The sequence below is a fragment of the Flavobacterium aquicola genome (assembly GCF_003385115.1).
Lineage (GTDB): Bacteria > Bacteroidota > Bacteroidia > Flavobacteriales > Flavobacteriaceae > Flavobacterium > Flavobacterium aquicola.
Map to the genome: position 1 here is coordinate 38898 of NZ_QUNI01000011.1, position 22591 is coordinate 61488.

The 22591-nt window shown below is 32.8% G+C and carries 22 protein-coding genes; 13 read left to right on the forward strand and 9 right to left on the reverse strand.

The genetic code is table 11. The features are described 5' to 3' along the window. Positions 1–33: 33 nt before the first annotated feature. Together C8P67_RS16605 and C8P67_RS16610 are read left to right on the forward strand one after the other, a co-directional pair. A complete protein-coding gene (locus C8P67_RS16605) occupies positions 34–903 on the forward strand; it encodes a helix-turn-helix domain-containing protein (protein WP_115814307.1) in 870 nt (289 codons plus the stop codon). An 82-nt stretch (positions 904–985) separates the two neighbouring features. Further along, positions 986–1846 (forward strand): nuclear transport factor 2 family protein, encoded by an 861-nt coding sequence (locus tag C8P67_RS16610; protein WP_170141479.1) that lies wholly within the window; start codon positions 986–988, stop codon positions 1844–1846. A gap of 146 nt (positions 1847–1992) precedes the next feature. Here C8P67_RS16610 and C8P67_RS16615 read toward each other — a convergent pair whose 3' ends face one another. Further along, the gene (locus C8P67_RS16615; protein WP_115814308.1) at positions 1993–2847 is read right to left on the reverse strand and encodes a DMT family transporter; all 855 of its coding nucleotides are present in this window, start codon (positions 2845–2847) and stop codon (positions 1993–1995) included. 146 nt (positions 2848–2993) lie between these two features. Between C8P67_RS16615 and porX the strand changes: the two genes are divergently transcribed. From porX to C8P67_RS16645, 6 genes are all read left to right on the forward strand, one after another. Next, complete coding sequence (gene porX / locus C8P67_RS16620) at positions 2994–4547, forward strand: T9SS response regulator signal transducer PorX (protein ID WP_115814309.1); 1554 nt, start codon at positions 2994–2996, stop codon at positions 4545–4547. Positions 4548–4676: 129 nt separating this feature from the next. After that, positions 4677–5594 carry an alpha/beta hydrolase gene (locus C8P67_RS16625; RefSeq protein WP_115814310.1) on the forward strand — a complete coding sequence of 306 codons (918 nt, stop codon included), beginning with the start codon at positions 4677–4679 and terminating at the stop codon, positions 5592–5594. Positions 5595–5646: 52 nt separating this feature from the next. After that, positions 5647–6054 carry a tRNA (adenosine(37)-N6)-threonylcarbamoyltransferase complex ATPase subunit type 1 TsaE gene (gene tsaE / locus C8P67_RS16630; RefSeq protein ID WP_115814311.1) on the forward strand — a complete coding sequence of 136 codons (408 nt, stop codon included), beginning with the start codon at positions 5647–5649 and terminating at the stop codon, positions 6052–6054. Positions 6055–6063: 9 nt separating this feature from the next. Further along, on the forward strand, positions 6064–6540 hold the full coding sequence (locus C8P67_RS16635) for a GNAT family N-acetyltransferase (RefSeq protein ID WP_115814312.1): 477 nt from the start codon (positions 6064–6066) through the stop codon (positions 6538–6540). A 91-nt stretch (positions 6541–6631) separates the two neighbouring features. Next, positions 6632–7825 (forward strand): alanine dehydrogenase, encoded by a 1194-nt coding sequence (locus C8P67_RS16640; protein ID WP_115814313.1) that lies wholly within the window; start codon positions 6632–6634, stop codon positions 7823–7825. A gap of 36 nt (positions 7826–7861) precedes the next feature. Beyond that, positions 7862–8236 (forward strand): DUF4258 domain-containing protein, encoded by a 375-nt coding sequence (locus tag C8P67_RS16645; RefSeq protein ID WP_115814314.1) that lies wholly within the window; start codon positions 7862–7864, stop codon positions 8234–8236. Between the two features lie 100 nt (positions 8237–8336). On the opposite strand, the gene C8P67_RS16650 is transcribed toward C8P67_RS16645, so the two are convergent. From C8P67_RS16650 to C8P67_RS16670, 5 genes are all read right to left on the reverse strand, one after another. Then, the gene (locus tag C8P67_RS16650; RefSeq protein WP_115814315.1) at positions 8337–9476 is read right to left on the reverse strand and encodes a glycoside hydrolase family 26 protein; all 1140 of its coding nucleotides are present in this window, start codon (positions 9474–9476) and stop codon (positions 8337–8339) included. 30 nt (positions 9477–9506) lie between these two features. Continuing rightward, positions 9507–10463, reverse strand: coding sequence for a phosphoribosylaminoimidazolesuccinocarboxamide synthase (locus tag C8P67_RS16655; RefSeq protein ID WP_115814316.1), 957 nt, complete (start codon positions 10461–10463; stop codon positions 9507–9509). A 125-nt stretch (positions 10464–10588) separates the two neighbouring features. Next, positions 10589–11428, reverse strand: coding sequence for a Cof-type HAD-IIB family hydrolase (locus tag C8P67_RS16660; RefSeq protein ID WP_115814317.1), 840 nt, complete (start codon positions 11426–11428; stop codon positions 10589–10591). A gap of 261 nt (positions 11429–11689) precedes the next feature. Beyond that, positions 11690–12643 (reverse strand): PhoH family protein, encoded by a 954-nt coding sequence (locus tag C8P67_RS16665; protein WP_115814318.1) that lies wholly within the window; start codon positions 12641–12643, stop codon positions 11690–11692. A gap of 145 nt (positions 12644–12788) precedes the next feature. After that, positions 12789–13046, reverse strand: coding sequence for a hypothetical protein (locus C8P67_RS16670; RefSeq protein ID WP_115814319.1), 258 nt, complete (start codon positions 13044–13046; stop codon positions 12789–12791). A 133-nt stretch (positions 13047–13179) separates the two neighbouring features. Here C8P67_RS16670 and C8P67_RS16675 point away from each other — a divergent pair, with 133 nt between their 5' ends. From C8P67_RS16675 to dnaN, 5 genes are all read left to right on the forward strand, one after another. Continuing rightward, positions 13180–14010, forward strand: coding sequence for an SAM hydrolase/SAM-dependent halogenase family protein (locus C8P67_RS16675; protein ID WP_115814320.1), 831 nt, complete (start codon positions 13180–13182; stop codon positions 14008–14010). Between the two features lie 113 nt (positions 14011–14123). After that, positions 14124–14420: a putative quinol monooxygenase gene (locus C8P67_RS16680; RefSeq protein WP_115814321.1), complete on the forward strand. Its 297-nt coding sequence runs from the start codon at positions 14124–14126 to the stop codon at positions 14418–14420. 110 nt (positions 14421–14530) lie between these two features. Continuing rightward, positions 14531–15256, forward strand: coding sequence for a gliding motility-associated ABC transporter permease subunit GldF (gene gldF / locus C8P67_RS16685; protein ID WP_115814322.1), 726 nt, complete (start codon positions 14531–14533; stop codon positions 15254–15256). Continuing rightward, complete coding sequence (gene gldG, locus C8P67_RS16690; RefSeq protein ID WP_115814323.1) at positions 15256–16941, forward strand: gliding motility-associated ABC transporter substrate-binding protein GldG; 1686 nt, start codon at positions 15256–15258, stop codon at positions 16939–16941. Before gldF ends, gldG begins: the two co-directional genes overlap by 1 nt. A gap of 105 nt (positions 16942–17046) precedes the next feature. Further along, positions 17047–18165, forward strand: coding sequence for a DNA polymerase III subunit beta (gene dnaN, locus C8P67_RS16695; RefSeq protein WP_115814324.1), 1119 nt, complete (start codon positions 17047–17049; stop codon positions 18163–18165). A 122-nt stretch (positions 18166–18287) separates the two neighbouring features. Here the strand turns inward: dnaN and C8P67_RS16700 are convergent, their stop codons facing one another. The 3 genes from C8P67_RS16700 to C8P67_RS16710 form a co-directional block, all read right to left on the reverse strand. Continuing rightward, positions 18288–19517 carry a TMEM143 family protein gene (locus tag C8P67_RS16700; RefSeq protein ID WP_115814325.1) on the reverse strand — a complete coding sequence of 410 codons (1230 nt, stop codon included), beginning with the start codon at positions 19515–19517 and terminating at the stop codon, positions 18288–18290. Between the two features lie 208 nt (positions 19518–19725). Then, complete coding sequence (locus C8P67_RS16705) at positions 19726–21498, reverse strand: MutS-related protein (protein WP_115814326.1); 1773 nt, start codon at positions 21496–21498, stop codon at positions 19726–19728. A 133-nt stretch (positions 21499–21631) separates the two neighbouring features. Further along, positions 21632–22471: a universal stress protein gene (locus C8P67_RS16710; RefSeq protein ID WP_115814327.1), complete on the reverse strand. Its 840-nt coding sequence runs from the start codon at positions 22469–22471 to the stop codon at positions 21632–21634. Between the last annotated feature and the right edge of the window lie 120 nt (positions 22472–22591).

The following is a 22591-nucleotide window of genomic DNA, read 5'->3' on the forward strand; positions in this document are numbered from 1 at the left end:
ACTGCCGTTAGAAATTGTAAAGAAACTTATAAAATGACAACAGATATTATTAATTATGATTTTAAGGCAGGACTTCCTCAAGAATTTGAAATTGTAGATATTGCAACACTTTACAAAGAATTTAAAGATACTTTAACCACAATCCATCGAACAGGTTTTTATCACATTATTTGGTTTCAAAATGGTACCCCAGCACACTTAGTTGACTTTAATCCAATTAACATTAAACCAAACACAATCCTTTTTCTAAATAAGGATACTGTCCAGCGTTTTGACAATAAAACCAAATTTGGCGGAAAAGCAATTTTATTTACAGATAGTTTTTTCTGTAAGACTGAAACCGACACCAAGTTTTTAAGAAGTACTATTTTATTCAATGATTTATTTTCAGTTTCTCAAATTCAGATACAGGAATCGAAATTATTTACAAATTTGTTGCAATTAATGACAGATGAGCTCCAAAACTCAAAGGATGATTCCAAATCGGATATTTTACAAAACCTATTACACAATTTCCTTTTATATTCGGAAAGAGAAAGGAGAAAGCAAGATTTTACCAAAATTAAGAAAAGTTCAGACCTTGATTATGTAATATTGTTTAAAGATCTTTTAGAGAAAAGCTACAAAAACCAAAAGCAAGTAAATTATTATGCTAAACAAATTATCATTACAGAAAAACGTTTAAACCAAGCCACCACAAAGGTCTTAGGCAAAACTCCCAAAGAAATAATTGACAACAGAATACTATTAGAAGCAAAAAGAATATTAGCACACACAAATGAAAGCGTAAAAGAAATCAGCTTCAAATTAGGATTTGAAGAACCTACTAATTTTATCAAATATTTCAAAAAGCATTCCTCCACAACACCAATTGAGTTTAGAGAAAAACATTCATTGGCGTAAAAGTATCATTCAAAGGCATATTCCTACCTTTTCATTTTTTAGGGTTCATTGCAACTTTGCATAGTAATTAAAACATAGCAAAATGAACAAAATAATTCTAAGTGCAACGATAATTCTAGGATTTGGATTATCTACTGCATATTCACAGAGTAAAGCAATTTCAAAAACTAAAAAAACAGAAAAAATGGAAAACAAACAAAAAGTAGTAAGTCTATTGAAAGCAATTGAAACAGGAGCTTCTGAACCTGTTGGATACATTAATCCAAATAAATATATACAGCACAATTTAGGAGTTGCCGACGGGCTTGCTGGTTTTGGTGCCTTGTTACAATCACTACCTCCAAATTCTGCAAAAGTGAATACAGTTCGTTCTTTTCAAGACGGAGATTTTGTTTTCACACATACAGATTATAATTTTTTTGGACCAAAAATCGGATTTGATATTTTCCGCTTTGAAGATGGAAAAATTGTTGAACATTGGGACAATTTACAGGAAACAGCAAAGCCCAACCCAAGCGGTCACTCAATGATTGATGGAGCAACTGAAATTAAAGACCTTGATAAAACTGAAGCAAACAAAGCTCTGGTAAGAAATTTTGTGGACGATATTTTAGTAAACGGTAAAATGGAAAAACTGGCAGGTTACTTTAATGGTGACAATTATATTCAACACAATCCAAACATTCCAGACCAACTTTCAGGTCTTGGAGCAACATTAGGTGAATTGGCCAAACAAGGCATATTTTTGAAATACGACAAAATTCATAGAGTACTAGGCGAAGGAAATTTTGTTTTAGTTGTGAGTGAAGGGCATTTTGGCAAAAACCATAATTCATTTTATGATTTATTCCGTGTAGAGAATGGTAAAATTGCTGAGCATTGGGATGTAATTGAACCAATCACGCCAAAAGAAAACTGGAAAAACAACAACGGAAAATTCTAAACCCACATATGAATCGTCCTATAATGGATTATTAAGCTTTTATTTGCGACAAATTGCAGAAATTAATTTATGCAATTTGTCGCAACTTTTTTGAAACCAAAGAATAAATACTCTAAAAGCACATTAGCTAAATTTGAAATATCACCTCAATTCAACTGAGAAACCACAATAAAAACAATTGCGATTAATGCCAAAAACAGACCTGCAATATTCATTTTAGTTATTTTTTCTTTAAAAACAAAGACTCCAACAAGAGTTCCAATAATGATAACTCCCATATTCATTCCTGCAAAAACGGTCGAAGGATTTTTTGCAAAAGCCTGATGCGCTTTAAGATAAAAAAGTATGTTCCCAAAATTAAAAATCCCAACCAAGCCTCCAAAAATGAAACTTTTGAAATCTATTTTTACTTTTTGAAAAAATACTTCATAGCCATTGAAAAGTATCATTATTATGAGTGCTATCGAAAAAAGAACAAATAACGAAGTCGTAAAAGGCAGTACAGAAGTCATTGCAATTTGCTTAAAAAGAAGGTCAATCACACCAAAACCAACCAATACAAGCGTTGGGTAAATCCATTTGTTCCCATTGATTTTGGTGGGTTTATTCAAAATAAGGATGATTGCCGGAAAAGCAAACAAAAGAGCAGTCAACTTCAGTCCACTGAATTGCTCCCCAAAAAACAGCCAAGCTCCCAGAATAGAAATAATCAGCGACAATCGCTGTGCTGCATCTGTTTTTACAATGCCCATGTGTTTTATGGAAGCTGCCAGAAAAAGAAAAACTACAGGCAATAAAACCCCCAAAGGAATTAAAATTTCCCAAGGTGAAGAAACGTCTAAAACCGATAAATCAGGACTAAAAACCACATAACATAGCAATAAGGCAAACACATAATTAAAAGCAACAATATGTGTGGCAGAAACTTTATAACGGCGTGAAATTTTGAAAATCACACCAACGGTTACACTGCAGATAATAGACAGAATAAGAAATAACATAGTTAATTTTTTTTGCAGGCAAAAATACTATTTAAACCATGAACCGCATTAAATCTATTAGTATCATTTTATTTTTAATCAACTTTATACTATTTTTAATATTATTTAAGTTCTATACAACTAAATTGCACTAAAAATAAATTAAAATGGATACGATAAAAATACTTTGGGTTGATGATGAAATCGATTTGTTAAAACCACATATTTTATTTCTTGAGAAAAAAAATTATAGCGTTACCACCTGCAATAACGGGCGCGATGCTATAGATATTTTTGACGAAAATAATTTTGACATTGTTTTTCTTGATGAAAATATGCCTGGAATGAGCGGTTTGGAAACATTGTCTGAAATGAAAGAAAAAAAATCTTCCATCCCGATGATTATGATTACCAAAAGTGAGGAAGAGTATATTATGGAAGAAGCCATTGGTTCCAAAATTGCTGATTACCTAATCAAACCAGTAAATCCAAATCAGATTTTATTGAGTTTAAAGAAAAACTTAGACAATTCCCGATTGATTTCTCAGAAAACGACTTTGGATTACCAAAAAGAGTTCCGAAAAATCACCATGGAAATGGCAATGGTCAACTCTTATGAAGATTGGGTAGAACTATATAAAAAGCTAATATTCTGGGAACTGGAACTTGAAAATATTGATGACCAGGGAATGATTGAAATTCTGGAATCTCAAAAAGTCGAAGCGAATTCTCAATTTGGAAAATACATTGAACGCAATTATGAAGATTGGTTTGCACCAAAAGCAGACAAACCGATTCAATCGCACAATCTTTTCAAAGAATTGGTTGTACCGGAAATTCAGAAGAAAGACAAACCAGTGCTTTTTGTTGTAATTGACAATCTGCGTTACGACCAATGGAAAGCATTCGAAAATGTCGTTGGAAATTATTACAAACTCGAAAAAGAAGTTCCATATTTCTCTATACTTCCTACCGCTACTCAGTACGCACGAAATGCCATTTTTTCTGGATTAATGCCACTTGATATGGAAAAACAATTTCCTCAATACTGGAAAAACGACCCAGAAGAAGGCGGAAAAAACCTGTACGAAGCTGAATTTCTTACGGCGCAAATCAAACGTTTAAGACTAGATATAAAAGAAGATTATTTCAAAATAACCAATTTAGCGGGAGGGAAAAAACTCGCTGAAAGTTTTAAATCTTTAAAAGACAACGACCTTGTAACTGTAGTTTATAATTTTGTTGATATGCTTTCGCACGCCAAAACCGAAATGGATGTTGTAAAAGAACTAGCTTCAGATGACAAAGCATATCGTTCCCTGACATTGAGCTGGTTTAAAAACTCACCTTTATTGGAAATTATTCAGCAGGCACAAAAATTGGGATTCAAATTAATTTTAACCACAGATCACGGCACGATTAATGTCAAAAACCCATCAAAAGTTGTGGGTGACAAAAACACCAGTTTGAATTTACGTTACAAAACAGGACGCAGTTTAACGTATGAACAAAAGGACGTTTATGCTGTAAAAGAGCCAAAACTTATCGGTCTGCCTGCAATAAATATGAGCAGTTCTTATATTTTTGCAAAAAATGATTTGTTTTTGGCCTATGTAAACAACTACAATCATTATGTGAGTTATTACAAAAACACCTATCAGCACGGTGGTATTTCATTGGAAGAAATGATTATTCCTTTTCTGGTTTTTAATCCGAAGTAAAAAAAGTGGTCAGTTTTCAGATTTTAGTTGGCAGTTTTTATACTGAAGAAGAAATTTAGAAACTGATTTATTATATTTGTTCGTTATGGATCATTTTCCCCAAGCAGAATAGAAATACAAGCCAAAAAAATGAAACAAATATTATTGCTATTTTTACTTTTAACAACATTTTATTCAAGAGGGCAAAATATCTATTCGAAAGCATTTGGAAACTTAAAAAATAAAGCCATCATATTTATTCACGGCGGACCTAGTGGAAATTCAACACTTTTTGAATACACAACTGCTGAAAAACTTGCTGAAAAAGGATTTTATGTAATCATTTATGACAGACGAGGAGAAGGAAGATCAATTGATTCTTTGGCAACATTTACTTATCAGGAATATTTTAAAGATTTAAATGATATTTACAAAAAATACAATATTGAAAAAGCAAATATTATCGGGCACAGTTTTGGAGGATTAGTAGCAACCCTTTTTTCAGAAAAATATCCTCAAAAAGTTGAATCATTAATTCTTGCTGGTGCTTTGTTTTCACAACAGGAAACATATAATAACATATTAAAATCTGTAAATGAAATTTACATAAATAATAATGACACCTTAAAGCTGAATCAAATTAATGAAGTAAAAAAACTTGACAATAATTCGGCAGAATATAGAGCAAAATGTTTTGAGCTGGCAAGTGAAAATAATTTTTTTAAGATGCCAAAGCCAACAAAAATATCTGAAAAATTAAGAGAAGATTATAAAAATAATATTTTCGAAAATAATATTAGAAATCAAAATGCGCCAATTATGTTTTATAAAAATGAATCTTTAAAAAATATTGAAACTAAATACAACTTAAAAAAGATAAAAAACCAAATCAAAATATATGCAGTTTATGGAAAACAAGATAGGATTTTTGGAGAATCACAAATAAATGAAATTAAAGAAATTGTTGGTGAACCCAATTTTTCCTTGATAGATAATTGTTCGCATTATTTATTTGTAGACCAACAAGATGCTTTCATAAATAATTTAGTGAACTGGCTAAAAAAATAAATACCCACATAGCACAGTAACTTAAAATTGAAACACATAACTGAATAAAAAAATGACAATTACATTTTCCATAGACCAACTTGCAGAAGTTGCTCAACAAATTTTAGATCAAAACCCAAATAAAGTAATCCTTTTCAATGGGGATATGGGCGTTGGTAAAACGACATTAATCAAACAGCTTTGTAAAACATTGGGCGTAAATGACGCAACCAGCAGTCCCACTTTTTCGCTGGTAAATGAATATCAAACTACAAACAATCAAACCGTTTATCACTTTGATTTTTATCGGTTAAATAAGGAAACTGAAGCCTTGGATATGGGCGTGGATGATTATTTGTATTCTGGCAATTGGTGTTTTATCGAATGGTCAGAAAAAATTGCAAATTTGATTCCGCTGGAACATACTGTAATAAATATTGAATTATTACCTACTGGCGAACGATTATTAGAGTTAAAATAGATTGAAATTATGGTTTCAGATGCCAATAAAGTCGAAATTATTCCTTTTTCAGCCGAATTAAAGGAGCACATTAAAACCTTAAATTTTGAATGGCTTCAAAAGTATTTCAGGGTTGAACCCAAAGATGAAAAGACATTATCTAATCCTCAGGCTGAAATAATAGACAAAGGAGGAATGATTTTTTATGCGCAATACGATAACAAAATTGTAGGCACAGTTTCTTTATTAAAAATTGACAATGCGACTTTTGAATTATCGAAAATGGCAGTTTCTGATGGAAATCAAGGATTAGGAATTGGTAAAAAACTATTAGAACATTGTCTGAATAAGGCTAAAGCTAAAGGAATTCAAAAACTAATTCTGTATTCCAATCGAAAATTACTGCCCGCAATACATTTATACGAAAGCTTTGGCTTCAAAGAAATTCCAGTCGAAGAAGGTATTTACGAAAGAGCCGATATCAAAATGGAAAGAAATTTATGCTAAATTTAATCCCTTTTGTATTTGTAATTAGACATTTTAAAACAGTATACTTTGAATCTTTTTTGTAAATTGTACCACTAATTCCATTACATCAATGTCTTTAAGCCCATTTACAAAAGAACAATTACTGCCTCAAGAAGAAAAACTAGAAATAGCCAGACATAAAAGCCAACTTTTTATAGGGATTCCAAAAGAGAATAGTTACCAGGAAAGACGCATTTGCCTTACTCCAGATGCCGTGAATTCCCTTACCTATCAAGGACATCGGGTAATGATTGAGGCTGGAGCCGGAATGAGTTCCAGTTACAGTGACAAAGAATATTCTGATGCTGGTGCCGAAATTAGCCAGGACACCAAAAAAGTCTTTGGCTGTCCAATGATTTTAAAAGTAGAACCGCCTACCATTGCCGAAATTGAAATGATGAATTCAAAAACCATCCTTATTTCAGCTATTCAGTTAAAAACAAGAAAAAAAGCCTATTTTGAAGCTTTGTCCCGAAAAAAAATAACTTCATTAGCTTTTGAATATTTAAAAGATGAAGACGGCTCCTACCCTGCTGTACGCTCATTAAGCGAAATTGCTGGAACTGCTTCTATATTGATTGCTGCCGAATTAATGATTACAAACGAATTTGGAAAAGGACTTCTTTTTGGAAATATTACTGGAGTTGCTCCTACTGAAGTAGTTATTCTTGGAGCAGGAACTGCAGGCGAATTTGCTGCAAAAACTGCTATTGGTCTTGGGGCAAGTGTCAAAGTTTTTGATAATTCAATAACGAAGCTTCGCAGACTGCAGAACAATCTGAGCCAGCGTATTTTTACTTCAACTATTCAACAAAAATCTTTACTGAAAGCACTTAGACGCTGCGATGTTGCCATTGGTGCTATGAGAGGAAAAGAGCGATGTCCTGTTGTAGTGAGCGAAACGATGGTCGAACATATGAAAAAAGGAGCAGTAATTGTTGATATCAGTATCGATACAGGAGGCTGTTTTGAAACTTCAGAGGTCACTACTCACGAAAAACCAACCTTTCTTAAGAGTAATGTTTTGCACTATTGTGTACCGAATATTCCTTCGAGATATTCAAAAACTGCGTCACTTTCTATAAGTAATATCATTACACCATACTTATTACAAATTGCAGAAGACGGCGGTATCGAAAGTGCCATACGCTGCAATTCAGGATTAAAAAACGGTGTGTATCTATATCATGGAATTCTAACCAACAAGGCAATTGGCGATTGGTTTGACTTACCTGATAACGATATTAATTTAATTGTTTTTTAACTAAACTTTCCCATACCTTTGCCGAAAAATTAAAATATGAGTTTTGTACAACGTTTTGCTTACTATTTAATAGGTTTAATAATGGGAGGATTTATTGTTGCTGCTTTTTTTAGCGGAAAAGATACCCGCTGTAATTATTTTCCAAATGCCAGAGTTTTGAACGATTTAAGCACCAAGCCCTTTTTCTATTCAGACAAAGCATCCGCTATTTTATCAGAAAAATGGATAGATACTACAGATATTAAAACTACTTTAAAACTTGGAGACGTTGATTTCGATCAAAGCAACGTTCCTTATAAAAAAGGAAAACTTTATATAATTGATGGCAAAACAAAAAAAAATCAGCAAATCACAATTAAGATAATTAATTATGAAAACAAAGCTGTTCTTGAAGATATAATCAAAAAATAATTTTATAAAAAACTCTTCCCCTCAGAAGAGTTTTTTTTTTATGGTAGAAAATATATCAAGAAAACTCAATTGCACTTTTTTGTATTTCAGAATCAGTACACTATTTAATTTTAAATTTTTTAGTATAAATATTTTCTAAATTATTTTCAAATAAAGTAAATGAATTATTGTAAAATTTCATAAAATCCGGAACACTTATTTGTTCTGGAAATGGAGCATAATAATGTGTCGGACTTGAAGCATCGTTTCTCCAAACCAGAACATAAGCCAATTTCAAATTTTCGCTCTTTAAAGTTTTCAGCAGTGTTTCTGTCCACCAAGTTTTATTTGTAATCGATTCCAAACCTGTTTCTGTAAAAGCAGCTAATTTGTCTTTTTTTATAGCTGTGTCAGAGATTATTTTGAGCTTTTTAACCCCAGCTTTAAGATCATACTTCCCATCTCGACCAAAATCTCCATAATCGTCCATACCAAAAAGATCTACAAAATCATCACCGGGATACCGCTCTAAATACTCAGTTTCGGAATTAAATCTATTGTCTGGTGAAAAAGCGTATATAAAATTGTGAACACCTAATGTATCTTTCAAATAAGATACTGTAAACTGCCAAACAGCAATAAAATCTTCACGAGAAGTATATTTTTTTCCCCACCAAAACCAATCACCATCAAACTCATGATAAGGCCTGAAAATCATTGGCGCTAAAGTTCCGTTCTTTCCTTTTACAGAATGAGCGAAATCAGCAATTGTTTTTAAAATTTCTTTGTATTGTTCATGATGAGAACCACCTGCTTTTATCAAAGACATTGCTGGTACAGAAATTGAGTCTTTCCAATAAAAACCTCCTCCAGATGCTGGATTTATAAAATGCCAGGAAACAGTTGTAATCCCGCCTCGCTCATAAGTAGCAACAACATTCTTTCTTAGAACTTCTTTTGTTTTTTCAATTTCATCCTTTGACTGACCGGAAAAACCGCTAAAATCGATTCCAATTACGGCCGGATGTGAACCCGTAACAGACTTTACATCTGATCTATCAGTTTCATTTGACCAGCCATGACCATATTCAAGAGCATGCTGATGTCCAAAAAGAATATTCTTTTTTGATATTTCCTTTAAATTATTATATAAATTTATCGTTTCACTTGTTGTATTTTTGTCAACCTGTGCAAAAAGAAAATGCCCTGCTATTAAAATTATAAATAGTAAGGCATTTTTTATATTTGGTATAAAATTCATGGTTTAAAAAATTAGTTTAAACCGCGAAAATTAAACTTTAGAATCAAGGTAAGCTAATACGTTTTTGTCAATACGTTCAACTATATTGTCAATATCAGCTTTTACAAACTTTTCACCAATAATGTTTTCGTATAATTCTATATATCTTTCCGAAACTGTTTCAATATACTCGTCAGTCATATCAGGAATCTGCTGTCCTTCCAAGCCTTGAAAACCATTTTGAATTAACCAGCGTCTAACAAATTCTTTTGACAATTGTTTTTGTTCTTCACCTTTATCTTGTCTTTCCTGATATCCTTCTGAATAAAAATAACGGGAAGAATCAGGAGTGTGAATTTCATCAATCAAAACAATTACACCGTCTTTGGTTTTTCCAAATTCATATTTGGTATCTACCAAAATCAAGCCACGGCTAGCTGCGATTTCAGTTCCTCTTTGAAACAAGGCACGTGTATATTTCTCTAAAACTAAATAATCTTCTTCAGTAACGATACCTTTAGCTAAAATGTCTTCACGAGAAATATCTTCATCATGAGAACCGTTATCTGCTTTGGTAGTTGGCGTAATAATCGGTTCTGGAAATTTATCATTTTCTTTTAAACCTTCAGCCATGGTTACGCCACAAATCTGTCTTTTACCAAGAGCATATTCACGTGCAGCATGTCCTGAAACATAACCGCGAATTACCATTTCAACTTTAAAAGGCTCACACAAATGCCCAACAGCAACACTCGGGTCTGGAGTAGCAATTAACCAATTTGGTACAATATCCTGAGTTAATTCCATGAACTTTGTAGCAATCTGATTTAGAATCTGACCTTTATACGGAATACCTTTTGGCAAAACTACATCAAATGCCGAAAGCCTGTCAGTAGCAATCATTACAAGTAAATCATCATTTATATTGTAAACTTCTCTTACTTTTCCTCGATAAACAGACTTCTGGTTAGGAAAATTAAAATCGGTAGTGGTAATTGTATTGCTCATTAGTAGTGTGTTGTGTTATTATTTATATCTAGGCAAATTTAAAACTAATTAATAGAGAACGCAAGGAAAACCAAAAGTTCTGTTTCCAGTTCAAAACTTTATTTCTGCCTATTATTACAATTTCCTTAAGCCTTTGTTTTCTTATGTTTTTTCCCGATATTTTCTAAATTTAAAGACAGATAACTTGCTACCCCATCTTCGTTGTTTGTTGAAATAACTTGTAAATGATGCAATTTTTCTTTTAAATTTTCGGGCGCATTCCCCATAATCAATCCAATTCCTGCAGAAGTCAGCATTTTTTCATCATTGAAACCATCGCCAAATGTGATTGCTTCCTCAAATGAAAAACCTTCTTTTTCTAATATTTTAGAAATTGCCACAGATTTATCCACAGACTTATCCATAAATTCTAAACAAATAGGCAGACTAAAAGCATGACTGAAAACATCTAAATGGCTTTCAAGAATTTTCTCTTTTAAATCCACCAATTTTTGATGATTATCATGAGTAAAAAATATTTTTATAGCATTGAAATCTTCCAGTTCAGCAAAATTCACTACTTGAGGAGGATAAGCTAAATCTTTTTGAAAAGCGTTGAGCTTACTATTATTTTTTGAAGTCTGCCAAACCGTTTCTTTAAATAAAACAGTTGTAATTTCTGGATCAATATCGAGTGCCAAAACAGATTTAACCGAATCTCCATTCATATCAAAAGAATACAAAAGTTCTTTTTGCGGCGAATGGATTCGGGCTCCATTTGAAGTCACTAAATAAACAGGAAAACCCAAAGTATTAATAATTGCCATTGCATCCATGTGATGACGTCCCGTGGCAACAATAATTAAATAATTCTGTTTGTGAAGTTCTTGGAAAACAGATTTGGTATAATCTGATATAGTATGATCTGAGTTGAGTAATGTTCCGTCTAAATCGCTGATTACTACTTTAATTTTTTGTTTCGACATTTTAAAATTTCAATTTCATTTTAATCATTGCAAATTTATTGCTTTTCAATAATATAGCCAAAAGGTTGTAATTCTTATGGAATGCATTTAACTTAATTATATACATCTGTTAACTTAAATTTTCAGATCAAACTTAATTAAATTACAAAACCCATAAAAGACTAAATATATCTAACAAAAAAAGAGAGAAACCCATCAATCGAGTTTCTCTCTTATAATTATTATGACATCTATATAATTAAATTACTGAGTCTTTTCAGCTTAATAATCATTGTTCTCAATTTGCTTATATGCATCAATCACTTTTTTGACTAATCTATGACGTACTATATCTTTATCATCAAGGTAAATAATACCAATGCCGTCTACATCTTTTAAAACTAATAAAGCTTCCTTTAGACCGGAAATAGTTCGTCGAGGTAAATCAACTTGGCCAGGATCGCCCGTAATCATAAACTTAGCACTTTTACCCATACGCGTCAAAAACATTTTCATCTGGGAATGCGTCGTATTTTGCGCTTCATCCAAAATTACAAAGGCATGATCTAAAGTTCTTCCTCTCATGAAGGCCAAAGGCGCAATTTGTATGATTCCCTTTAATATATAATCTTCGAGTTTTTCATTAGGAAGCATATCGCGTAATGCGTCATATAACGGCTGCATGTATGGATCAAGTTTTTCTTTCATATCACCAGGAAGAAAACCAAGATTTTCTCCAGCTTCGACAGCAGGTCTGGTTAGGATAATACGCTTGACTTGTTTTTCCTTTAATGCTTTTACAGCCATCGCAACTCCTGTATATGTTTTTCCAGTACCGGCAGGACCAACTGCAAAAACCATATCATTTTTCTCCATAGTGTCAACCAGCAACTGCTGATTGGGAGTCATGGCTTTGATAATTTTTCCGCCTACACCATGAACTAAAATTTTGTCATGACCAAATATACGGGATTCTTCTTTGGAGTCACTTGAAATCACTCGTTCGATTACATTATCGTCAATTGTATTATATCTGGTAAAGTGCAACATCAAACGCTGGAACCGCATTTCAAATTCATCTAAAACATCTTTGTCGCCAAATGCCTTTAGCGTCGTGCCTCTCGCTACAATTTTTAGTTTTGGATAATATTTTTTAATTGACTCTAAATGCGAGTCGTGCGTACCCCAAAAATCTTTGGGAGCAATATCTATGAGCTCTATTATTCTTTCGTTCAAAATAAGAAGTTTTTAAGTTAATTAATTGAGATTAAACTAATATCAATCTTTACGCTGCAATTATTAAATCACAGTTTTAATTTCTAAATCGGTAAATAACACTAAAAAACATCTTCTCTAGAATTTGGGAAATTCTAGTTTTTAATTATACGTTAGCTCTTAACTTTTTCAACATTTCTTCATTCAGTAAGTCCGAAGGTTTAATGGACAAAATTTCACAAAGATTGTTGTTAAGCAGTAAATCAATCTCTGCTTCATTTAGTACTCCAATTTTTGCTTTTTTTATTTTAGTCTTTTTATCTAAAATATCTGACTTAGTTATTTTATTTTTCGAAATATTTTCTTGACTAAATAAATTCACACTACTAACTAAAAGTAATAAAATAAAAATAGACTTTGACATGGTTGTGGTATTTGTTTTAATTCAAATGAATTTGTGTTTAAATAAAGTATAAAATACTTTAGCTTTGCATTTTTCAAATTTAAGAAAAAATAAGTTTCGGCCGCTTCAAAACTCAATAGTTATAAACAATTTTATGTCAATAATTACCCTTACTACCGATTACGGCTTGAAAGACCACTTTGTCGGTGCTTTGAAAGGGAAAATATTATCTGAGTATTCTGACGCTGTAATTGTTGACATTTCACATTACATTGATCCATTCAACACTGCCGAAGCCAGTTACATCGTTTCGGCTTCATACAACAGCTTTCCTAAAGGAACAGTTCATATTATAGGAGTCGATTTGGAAGCAAACAAAGAAAATCAGCATATTGTCATGCAGTGGAACGATCATTTCTTTATTGCAGCAGATAATGGCATATTGAGCATGCTTTCGCAAAAGATTATTCCGCAAAAAATTGTCACTATAACGATTCATGATCGTTTACACAGTGAAGCCACTGATCTTGATGTTTTTGTAAAAGTCGCTTGTCATATTGCAAAAGGCGGTGCACTAAGCGTAATTGGCAAAGAAATCAATAGTTTAAAACAGGTAACCGATCTGCAGGTGATAGTATCTGAGGATGCTACCGAATTAAAAGGGAATGTTATATATATTGACCATCTTGGGAATGTAGTTACTAATATTTCAAAAAAACAGTTTTTAGAATATTCCAAAGGAAGAGCTTATGAAATTACTTTTAAAAGAACTGTTATAAAAACTATTCTACCCTATTATTCGGCGATTGCCACTTCTGATAAATATCCTGTAAAATATTATGAAGGAGAAAAAATGGCTATTTTTAATGAGGCTGGCTTTTTGGAAATAGCAATTTTCAGGAGCAATCCGTTAACAGTGGGATCTGCGAGTACATTACTCGGTCTAAATTACAGGGATTTGGTTTCTATAACATTTAAAAACTGATTTAAGATTGAGGATTAACGATTTTCGATTTAAGATTTTAGAAAAAAGAATATTGACAAGAGAAAATTGAATTTTGAAATTGTTTTTTATTTTTCACTAAATAGAATATAAATATGCTTGTACGAATTGTAAAACTGAGTTTTCACGAGGAAAATATTCCTGCTTTTTTGGAAAACTTCGAATTAATGAAAGACAAAATACGAAATGCACCTGGAAACCGCTTTCTAGAATTGTATCAGGACAAAGAAAACAAAAGCATATTCTTCACCTATAGTTATTGGGAAACAGAAGCTGATTTAGAAAACTATAGAAATTCTGAACTTTTTTATAATGTATGGGAATACACCAAGAAATTATTCAATGCAAAACCTGAAGCCTGGAGTGTTGATAAATTAGTAAGTCTGCAGTAACCAACTAGCAGATTTCAGCTTTCATACTGCAAATTCAGATTAAAAAACTTAGTATATTTGCGCCTCTTTGTGACAAATAAAAGATTAAACAATAAACGAATTAACACAAAATGAAGTCAATCGTATTTCGCGAAATAAAATCCTTCTTTGGTTCACCAATCGGGTATTTAGTAATTGCGCTGTTCTTAATTGGGAACGGCTTATTTCTTTGGGTCTTTGAAAGTGATTATAATATTTTGAATACTGGTTTTGCCGATTTGACTCCCTTTTTTACTTTGGCACCATGGATTTTAATTTTCTTAATTCCAGCGGTAACAATGCGAAGTTTCTCTGATGAAAAAAAACAAGGCACACTTGAATTACTGCTTACCAAACCTATTACACTTTGGGAAATTGTAAACGGAAAATTCTTAGGTGCTTTTCTATTAATTGTAATTGCCATCATTCCAACATTCATCTACGTATTGGTAATCTGGAATCTGGGTTCTCCAGAAGGAAATATTGACATGGGAAGCACAATTGGATCCTATTTTGGGTTATTATTTTTAATTGCAGCTTATTCTGCAATTGGGATATTTACTTCTTCGATTTCAGAGAATCAGATTATATCCTTTATTATTGCTGTATTCGTATGTTTCTTATTCTATTTTGGGTTTGAAGCACTGGCTTCAATTCTGCCAAGTTTTTCATCAATTATTGCTTACTTCGGAATGCAGGATCATTATAAAAGCATGAGCCGAGGCGTTATTGATACTCGAGATGTCATCTATTTTGCAAGTATAGCCATTTTGTTTCTTTCGTTCACTGTTTATAATTTAAAATCTATCAAGTCGTAATGAAAGCATTCAATATAAAAAACGCCAAATCATTATTGATTACTGTCGCAGCAGTATTCCTCGTGAACATTATAAGCAATTATTTTTTCCATCGTTTTGATTTAACGCAGGATCAACGCTATACGCTTTCGCCTACAACTTTAAGAATCATTAAAGAAGTAAAAGCGCCTTTATCTATAAAAGTCTATCTGCAGGGAGAATTACCTGCTGAATTCAAGCGATTACAGCTGGAATCCAGACAGCTTTTAGAAGAATTTCAGGCTTATAACTCAAACATTATCATCGAATTTGTAGATCCTCTGGAAAACAAGGACGAAAGCATGGATAAAATCAAAGAGCTATATAGAAAAGGGCTTACACCAATAAACATCACTGTTGACGATAAGGGAAAACAATCCCAATCGATGGTTTTTCCTTGGGCAATTGCAGTTTACAATAATAAGGAAGTCAATATTCCATTGTTAAAAAACATTATGGGAACCAATACAACCCAAAAAGTGATTGGTTCTGTTCAGCATCTTGAATATTCTATTTCTGATGGAATCAATAAAATTTCTAAAGGAAAGCAAAAGAAAGTTGCTATAATAAAAGGAAATGGAGAACTTCAGGAAAGACATATTGCCAAATTCCTGATGCAGGTTCGTGAAAGTTATTTTATTGGTCCATTTACATTGGATTCGGTTGCCAAAAATCCAACAGGAACTTTAAAATCTTTGCAGAATTATGATTTGGCTGTCATTGCCAAACCAACCGAAGCTTTTACCGATGAAGAAAAACTGGTTCTTGATCAATTCATAATCAATGGTGGAAAAACTTTGTGGCTGGTAGAACAAGTCAATGCCGAAATGGACAGTCTTTATAATCCAACTGGCGCAACATTGGCATTCCCAAAAGACTTAAATCTAAACGACTTATTCTTCAAATATGGAGTTCGTATCAATCCCGATTTAGTAAAAGACGAACAAGGAAGTCCTATAAAATTGGCTAGTGGCGAGCAAGGAAGCGCAACAACTTATCAGGATTTCAACTGGAAATTTGCGCCACAAGTATATCCAATCAGCAAACATCCTATTGTTAAAAATCTGGGAGGAATCAAATTTGATTTTGCCAATGCAATAGACACGTTGAAAAACGGTATTAAAAAAACGGTATTATTACAATCTTCTCCTTATTCAAAAAAAATAGGAACCCCAGTGCCAATCAGTTTAAATATGGTTTCGGAACAAACGTCACCAGCTGATTACCTAAACAAAGGAAATATTCCGATGGCCGTTTTATTAGAAGGTTCTTTTCATTCGATGTTTGAGAATCGTATATTGCCATTTGATGATAAATCCTTTTTAAACAAAGGAAAAGAAAGCAAAATGATCGTGATTTCGGATGGAGATCTTATAAAAAATCAATTAGACAAGTCTGGACAGCCAATAGAATTGGGTTATGATCAAAGATCTGGCAATTTATACGACAACAAAGATTTCATGATGAATTGTGTCAATTACCTATTGGACGACACAGGACTTATTAACATTCGAAGCAAAGATCTTGATTTACCTTTATTGGATAAAGAAAAGGTTTATGAAAATTATACTTTCACACAATTCCTAACTATCGGTATTCCAATTGTATTTTTAGGCCTGTTTGGTATACTATTTATATATCTTAGAAAAAGAAAATATAGCAAATAGATGTTAATAAAAAAATTGTAATACTAGAATAGTTTACAATATATTTGTAAAGTGTATTACAAATTTTATTTAAAAAAAGTACACCATTAAAACAAAACATTACAGATGAAATTTATAGTATCGAGTTCGTACTTATTAAAACAATTACAAGTTCTAGGAAGTGTTATCAACAGCAACAATACTTTGCCTATCTTAGACAACTTTTTATTTGAATTAAATAATGACGCACTAACTGTTTCGGCTTCAGATTTAGAGACTACTATGTCAGCTACATTGACCATTGACTCTAAAAGCAAAGGAAGTGTTGCGGTTCCAGCAAAGTTATTATTGGAAATCCTTAAAACTTTTCCAGAACAGCCGCTAACATTCACTGTTGAAGAAAACAGCACTATAGAAATCAGTTCCAATTCAGGTAAATATGCTCTGGCATATGCTCCAGGAGAAGAATTTCCAAAATCAGTAAACTTAGATGAACCATCAGTAACATTAGTACCTGCAGACGTTTTAGCAACTGCTGTCAGCAAAACTATTTTTGCAGCTGGAAATGATGATTTACGTCCAGTAATGTCTGGGGTTTTCTTTCAGTTTTCTCCAGAAGGTTTGATTTTTGTGGCAACGGATGCTCACAAATTGGTAAAATACGCTCGATCAGATGTGAAAGCATCTCAAGTGGCTGAATTTATCATGCCTAAAAAACCTTTGAATATCTTAAAAAGTATTTTAGGATCCTCTGATGCTGAAGTAAAAATAGAATATAACGATTCGAATGCTACTTTTTCTTTTGACAACTACATTTTATTATGTCGTTTAATCGATGGAAAATATCCAAATTATGAAGCTGTTATCCCAAAAGAAAATCCAAACAAATTAATGATGGATCGTTCTCAATTTTTGAGTTCTGTACGTCGTGTTGCGATTTTCTCTAACAAAACAACACACCAAATCCGTTTAAAAGTGGCTGGTGCCGAATTAAACATTTCTGCGGAAGATATTGATTACTCAAACAAAGCTGAAGAAAGATTAACTTGTGATTATCAAGGTGACGATATGCAGATAGGTTTCAACTCCCGTTTCCTGACTGAAATGCTGAACAACCTGCAATCAGACATGATAATGCTTGAAATGTCTTTACCAAACAGAGCCGGAATACTTACTCCTATTGATGGACTGGAAGAAGGCGAAACCGTAACCATGCTTGTGATGCCTGTAATGCTAAACAGCTAGTTACCTTAAAATACAAAACTAACCAAAACCATTTTTATATTTGAAAAGACCAAAACTCACTAACCAGAGCTTTGGTTTTTTTTTGACCTCACCCCACCCTCTCCAGAAGAGAGGGAGTGAAACTATTGCTGATTATAATCAAAAACACCGTCCCATAATGCATCAATCTGGATAAGCGATTTTTCCAAAGAAAGAACTTCCCATTTGCCATTGGTTTCTAAACCAAGCCCAGTATTCTTTAGTTTGAGCAAAGCATCTTTTACATCAAAATCAAGATTTGTATTTAATTCTGATGAAAACCAAGACTCAATTTGATGGTCCAGTTCTTCTGCTGATAATGGAGTTTTACTTCTGCTTAAAAAAGCATACGCCAAAATAGTTTCTTTAAGCACTTCTTCTTCCGAAGAATTTAATAATGAATAAAATGCACCGCTATTGTTTCCTAAATTTTTGAAATAAAGACTGTCCGAAAGCATTTTGGAATATCTAATCTTCTTATTTACATAATTATTATACTGCCGAAATAAATAGGCTCCTAAAATCCCCAGAGCAATCAAACCCTGATTCAAGGAGGTTTTACTATTCAAAAAATCAATAGTTTCACCCGATTGATAAGCACCGTACATACCAATCAATGCTGGAATTACTTTGGCACTTAATAATGAAACTCCACCAAAAATTGCAGGTACCCATAAAAGCAGTTTATCAGTAGTTGACATCATCGGGATTGCATTTGGAAATATGGTTTCCAAATCATTTTTAGGAACTCGCTTGAATATTTTTAGAACTATCGAACTAGGCTCAACGGGAATTCCTTTTAATTTTACTTTCTTCTTTTTCAGATAGTCAGCGTCGTTATAATTGAGGTAAATCATAACACGGTCGTAGTACTCAATCTCTATTTCTTTCTTCCAAAAAAAATATTTCTTGACCTTTTCCTTGGCCTTATGCTCCCCGCGAACATACACCTCATAATCTTTAAAAGCATTAAAGTCTATAGCTAAATCCAAACCAATCAAATCAGAATTCTTGAAAGCAACATCTAAAGTTTCCTGGCTTACCCGATTGTAATTGCTATGATCCAGCACTTTTTTAAGCGTTTCTTTAAAAACTAAAAAATCACTTTTACCTATAAAGCCCTCTTTTTCGTGCTTGCTTAAATCTGGGTCGAATAAGGCGTAATGCTGCTTTAAATTCCTATTAAGATTAAAAGCTTCGTAGTGGTAATAATGCTCAACGATATCGAACAGCTTTTTAAAATCTTCAGTCTTTTGAGAATCATCTGAGAAAGCTGTCAGTTGCTGTTCGAGTAAGAATTCCTTATTGAAGGGAATATAATGGTCTCGTGTCATATTAAATTTGGGGATTTAATTTTGGAAGTGTTCACAATGCAAAAATAATACTCGCAATGCAATTATTAAACGATTTTATATTAAAGGTTTACTAAAAAACAGTTTACAGATTGCGAAGAACAGAAAATAGATTTCAGAAAACAGATTATAGAATATATAACTCAACACTAAAACTGAACACCTCCAACCATCAACTATCAACTACCTTTTAAATAACTCCCATTTTTTTCATTAGGAAAGTAGCACTTTTATTTTTGCAGATACCATCACGAAGTTTGTAATCAAAGTGCAGTTCATCATTACTGATTTCGACTTCAAAACATTTATTGGTTAAGATATCTGGATATTGATTAGTGGTTAAACAAACTTCAATATCATGTGTGGCAATAGCCCCGACAGCTTTTTTGGCTATTACTTTTTTGACCACTTCAATAGTTCCGTTGCGTTTATCATCTGAGTTGGTACCTCTCAGAATTTCATCCAAAAGCACAAAGGCAGGATTTTCCTCCAATTCATCCATAATTTGCTTCAAGCGTTTGATTTCGGCAAAGAAATAAGACTCACTGTCAGACAATGAATCTGAAAGTCGCATGGAAACTAAAACAGGCAAAGGATGTACATTGGCACTGCTTGCACAAACAGGCGAACCCATCCCCGAAAGCACCATATTAATTCCTAAACTACGCAGAAAAGTACTCTTGCCCGACATGTTAGACCCTGTCAATATCATAAAGGACTGTGGCTGAAACTCTACCTCATTACCTACCCTACTTGCTGGATTTAACAAAGGATGACTTAAATTCGAAAAAGAAATTTCATAATTAGAATTCAGCTTTGGGTACGTAAAATCAGGGTTATTATAAGCAAAGTTGGCTAAACTATTTAGCATTTCAAATTCACCAATGACTTCCAGCCATTCTTCTAAAACTTCAGCATGCTCTTTTTTCCAGGCAATCATTGATTTTAAAATATGAAGATTAAAAAGAAATGTTCCGTTAAATAATAAAGCGGTTACAAAATTCCCAATGGTTTCCATATTAGAAAACAACTCTGCCAATTTTTGAAGATGTGCACTTGCTTTTTGGCCTTTAAAATTTAATTTTTGCTGTAAATTCTTAAGCTTTTCAGATTCAAAACTTTCATTTTCAATTTTTTGAACCAATAAACTATATTGACTGATTATTGTATTAATGTTTTCGGATTGTGCAATTTCCATCTGGATTCTCTTTGTAAAATTGCCCAAAACACCTAAATTAATTACAAACATGAAAGAGGAATAGGTCAAGAAAACCGTGTTAGAAGTCACCAGATAAGCTATAAGACAGCACACAAAAAGTGCAGGAAATAAATATGAAATTACCACAGCACCTTTAGAGAGCGGTTTGCTATTGTATACTCTCCATTGCAGCAAAGTTTTATAAAATGTTTCATTGTCCTGCCCTACTTTGGCGAAAGCCAAAAACTCCTGGCGCCAATTTAGCTTCTTGCTTAATTCTTGAACAGCTTGATGATTCTTTACTATTTCATCGTTTGGCAAAAGTGTTAATAATTGTTTTGCTAACGTTTTTTTTCCAATAAAAGTAGCTGTTCTATTTAGATTTTGAAACAACGAATGCTCTCCGAAAATATCCAGATCATAAGCATACGGATGATGGAAATCATTGAATTCGGCACCATTTTCAAAAGGGATTGTTTTTCGGTCTAAATAGTTTTTTTCATTATCATTTATTTGAACCAATACGATTTTTATCTTTTTTTGAAATGATAATTTTGAATGAATCCGCATCAAAAAAAGAAAACCAGCGAATAGTGCAATTGCTGTTATCGCAAATACCGACTCGCTGGTTTTTATGTAATAAAATAAACTTGCCAGAAAAAGTAAAATACTAACAAATCTTAAAAAACTAATAGTATTATATTTGGTATTAATCGCTTTTAACTCTTGTGAATAGTTTTGGCTATTGCTTTTATATATTTCCATATTCCTATTTTAATGAAAAACAAATGTAAGGAATGACAATGGCAATGGCAAAAATCAATTACAATGACAATAGCAAAAATCAATGGCAGTGGCAATAAAAAATTCTAAATTTTTAAAATCTAAATTCTGAAATCTAAATCCCTTCTTCATGCAGTGCCAAAACAGGCACCGGGGAAATATTTGAAAATTTCTGGGTAAGGCTGGGCTGAAACAGCTCTGAAAAGAAATTCCTTTTGTGAGTCACCATTGCCAGCATATCAATGTTTTTGTGGGAAACAAAATCCAAGATGGTTTCTTTGACGTAATCGCTATTTGTTATTATAAATTCCACCGATTCCAACTCGAATTCTTTCCTCCATTGACTGATTGTTTCTTCGGTTACATCTGATTTTTCAGTTTTTACGTAGAGGCATTTCACAACTGCATTCGATTTTTTGGCAATTTTCAGCACTTGTTTTAATGCACCTTTGTCTTTGTCTCTAAAACGCGTGGTGAAACCAATCGTTTTAATTGGGATATATTCAGTTTCAACAGGTACGCTAAGTACCGGAACATCAACAGCAGTAAGAACTGCACCAGTATTGGAACCCATAAAAAAGGCTTCCCAGCCGGTAGCACCTGCAGTACCCATGACAACAAAATCTATATGTTCTTCCCTGATAGCTTTTTTGATGCTGTAAATCAAATCACCTTCCATGATTTTATGGTTCAGCCTGATGCTCTCCAAATGCTGTTTATGAGCTATCTCGCGAAGTTTTGGAATCTGCCCTTTAAACATATCATATTGTGCCAATTGCATGGAATCAAAAAGTGTGTAATAATTGTCGGGAGTGAATGAACTTTCAACAATGGGCAACTCGAAAGTATGCAATAATACGAGTTCACCATTGACAATTTTTGCAAATTCCAAAGCGTGGATAAAAGCATTATTTGCCACTTCGGAAAAATCGGTTGGAAATAAAATCTTTTTCATTTTGTATGAATTTAGGTTTAAGTATCACAGTATAATTCTGTTTGTATATTTTTTTCTTTATTAACAAATGATGTTTAGAACGAATGCGTCAGATATAGAATCAATCGCCATAGCGGAACT

Excerpts from the sequence above, each read along its gene's own strand:
- C8P67_RS16605 (WP_115814307.1), top strand. The coding sequence starts at position 34 with ATGACAACAGATATTATTAATTATGATTTTAAGGCAGGACTTCCTCAA.
- C8P67_RS16610 (WP_170141479.1), top strand. The coding sequence starts at position 986 with ATGAACAAAATAATTCTAAGTGCAACGATAATTCTAGGATTTGGATTA.
- C8P67_RS16615 (WP_115814308.1), bottom strand. The coding sequence starts at position 2,847 with ATGTTATTTCTTATTCTGTCTATTATCTGCAGTGTAACCGTTGGTGTG.
- porX (WP_115814309.1), top strand. The coding sequence starts at position 2,994 with ATGGATACGATAAAAATACTTTGGGTTGATGATGAAATCGATTTGTTA.
- C8P67_RS16625 (WP_115814310.1), top strand. The coding sequence starts at position 4,677 with ATGAAACAAATATTATTGCTATTTTTACTTTTAACAACATTTTATTCA.
- tsaE (WP_115814311.1), top strand. The coding sequence starts at position 5,647 with ATGACAATTACATTTTCCATAGACCAACTTGCAGAAGTTGCTCAACAA.
- C8P67_RS16635 (WP_115814312.1), top strand. The coding sequence starts at position 6,064 with ATGGTTTCAGATGCCAATAAAGTCGAAATTATTCCTTTTTCAGCCGAA.
- C8P67_RS16640 (WP_115814313.1), top strand. The coding sequence starts at position 6,632 with ATGTCTTTAAGCCCATTTACAAAAGAACAATTACTGCCTCAAGAAGAA.
- C8P67_RS16645 (WP_115814314.1), top strand. The coding sequence starts at position 7,862 with ATGAGTTTTGTACAACGTTTTGCTTACTATTTAATAGGTTTAATAATG.
- C8P67_RS16650 (WP_115814315.1), bottom strand. The coding sequence starts at position 9,476 with ATGAATTTTATACCAAATATAAAAAATGCCTTACTATTTATAATTTTA.
- C8P67_RS16655 (WP_115814316.1), bottom strand. The coding sequence starts at position 10,463 with ATGAGCAATACAATTACCACTACCGATTTTAATTTTCCTAACCAGAAG.
- C8P67_RS16660 (WP_115814317.1), bottom strand. The coding sequence starts at position 11,428 with ATGTCGAAACAAAAAATTAAAGTAGTAATCAGCGATTTAGACGGAACA.
- C8P67_RS16670 (WP_115814319.1), bottom strand. The coding sequence starts at position 13,046 with ATGTCAAAGTCTATTTTTATTTTATTACTTTTAGTTAGTAGTGTGAAT.
- C8P67_RS16675 (WP_115814320.1), top strand. The coding sequence starts at position 13,180 with ATGTCAATAATTACCCTTACTACCGATTACGGCTTGAAAGACCACTTT.
- C8P67_RS16680 (WP_115814321.1), top strand. The coding sequence starts at position 14,124 with ATGCTTGTACGAATTGTAAAACTGAGTTTTCACGAGGAAAATATTCCT.
- gldF (WP_115814322.1), top strand. The coding sequence starts at position 14,531 with ATGAAGTCAATCGTATTTCGCGAAATAAAATCCTTCTTTGGTTCACCA.
- gldG (WP_115814323.1), top strand. The coding sequence starts at position 15,256 with ATGAAAGCATTCAATATAAAAAACGCCAAATCATTATTGATTACTGTC.
- dnaN (WP_115814324.1), top strand. The coding sequence starts at position 17,047 with ATGAAATTTATAGTATCGAGTTCGTACTTATTAAAACAATTACAAGTT.
- C8P67_RS16700 (WP_115814325.1), bottom strand. The coding sequence starts at position 19,517 with ATGACACGAGACCATTATATTCCCTTCAATAAGGAATTCTTACTCGAA.
- C8P67_RS16705 (WP_115814326.1), bottom strand. The coding sequence starts at position 21,498 with ATGGAAATATATAAAAGCAATAGCCAAAACTATTCACAAGAGTTAAAA.
- C8P67_RS16710 (WP_115814327.1), bottom strand. The coding sequence starts at position 22,471 with ATGAAAAAGATTTTATTTCCAACCGATTTTTCCGAAGTGGCAAATAAT.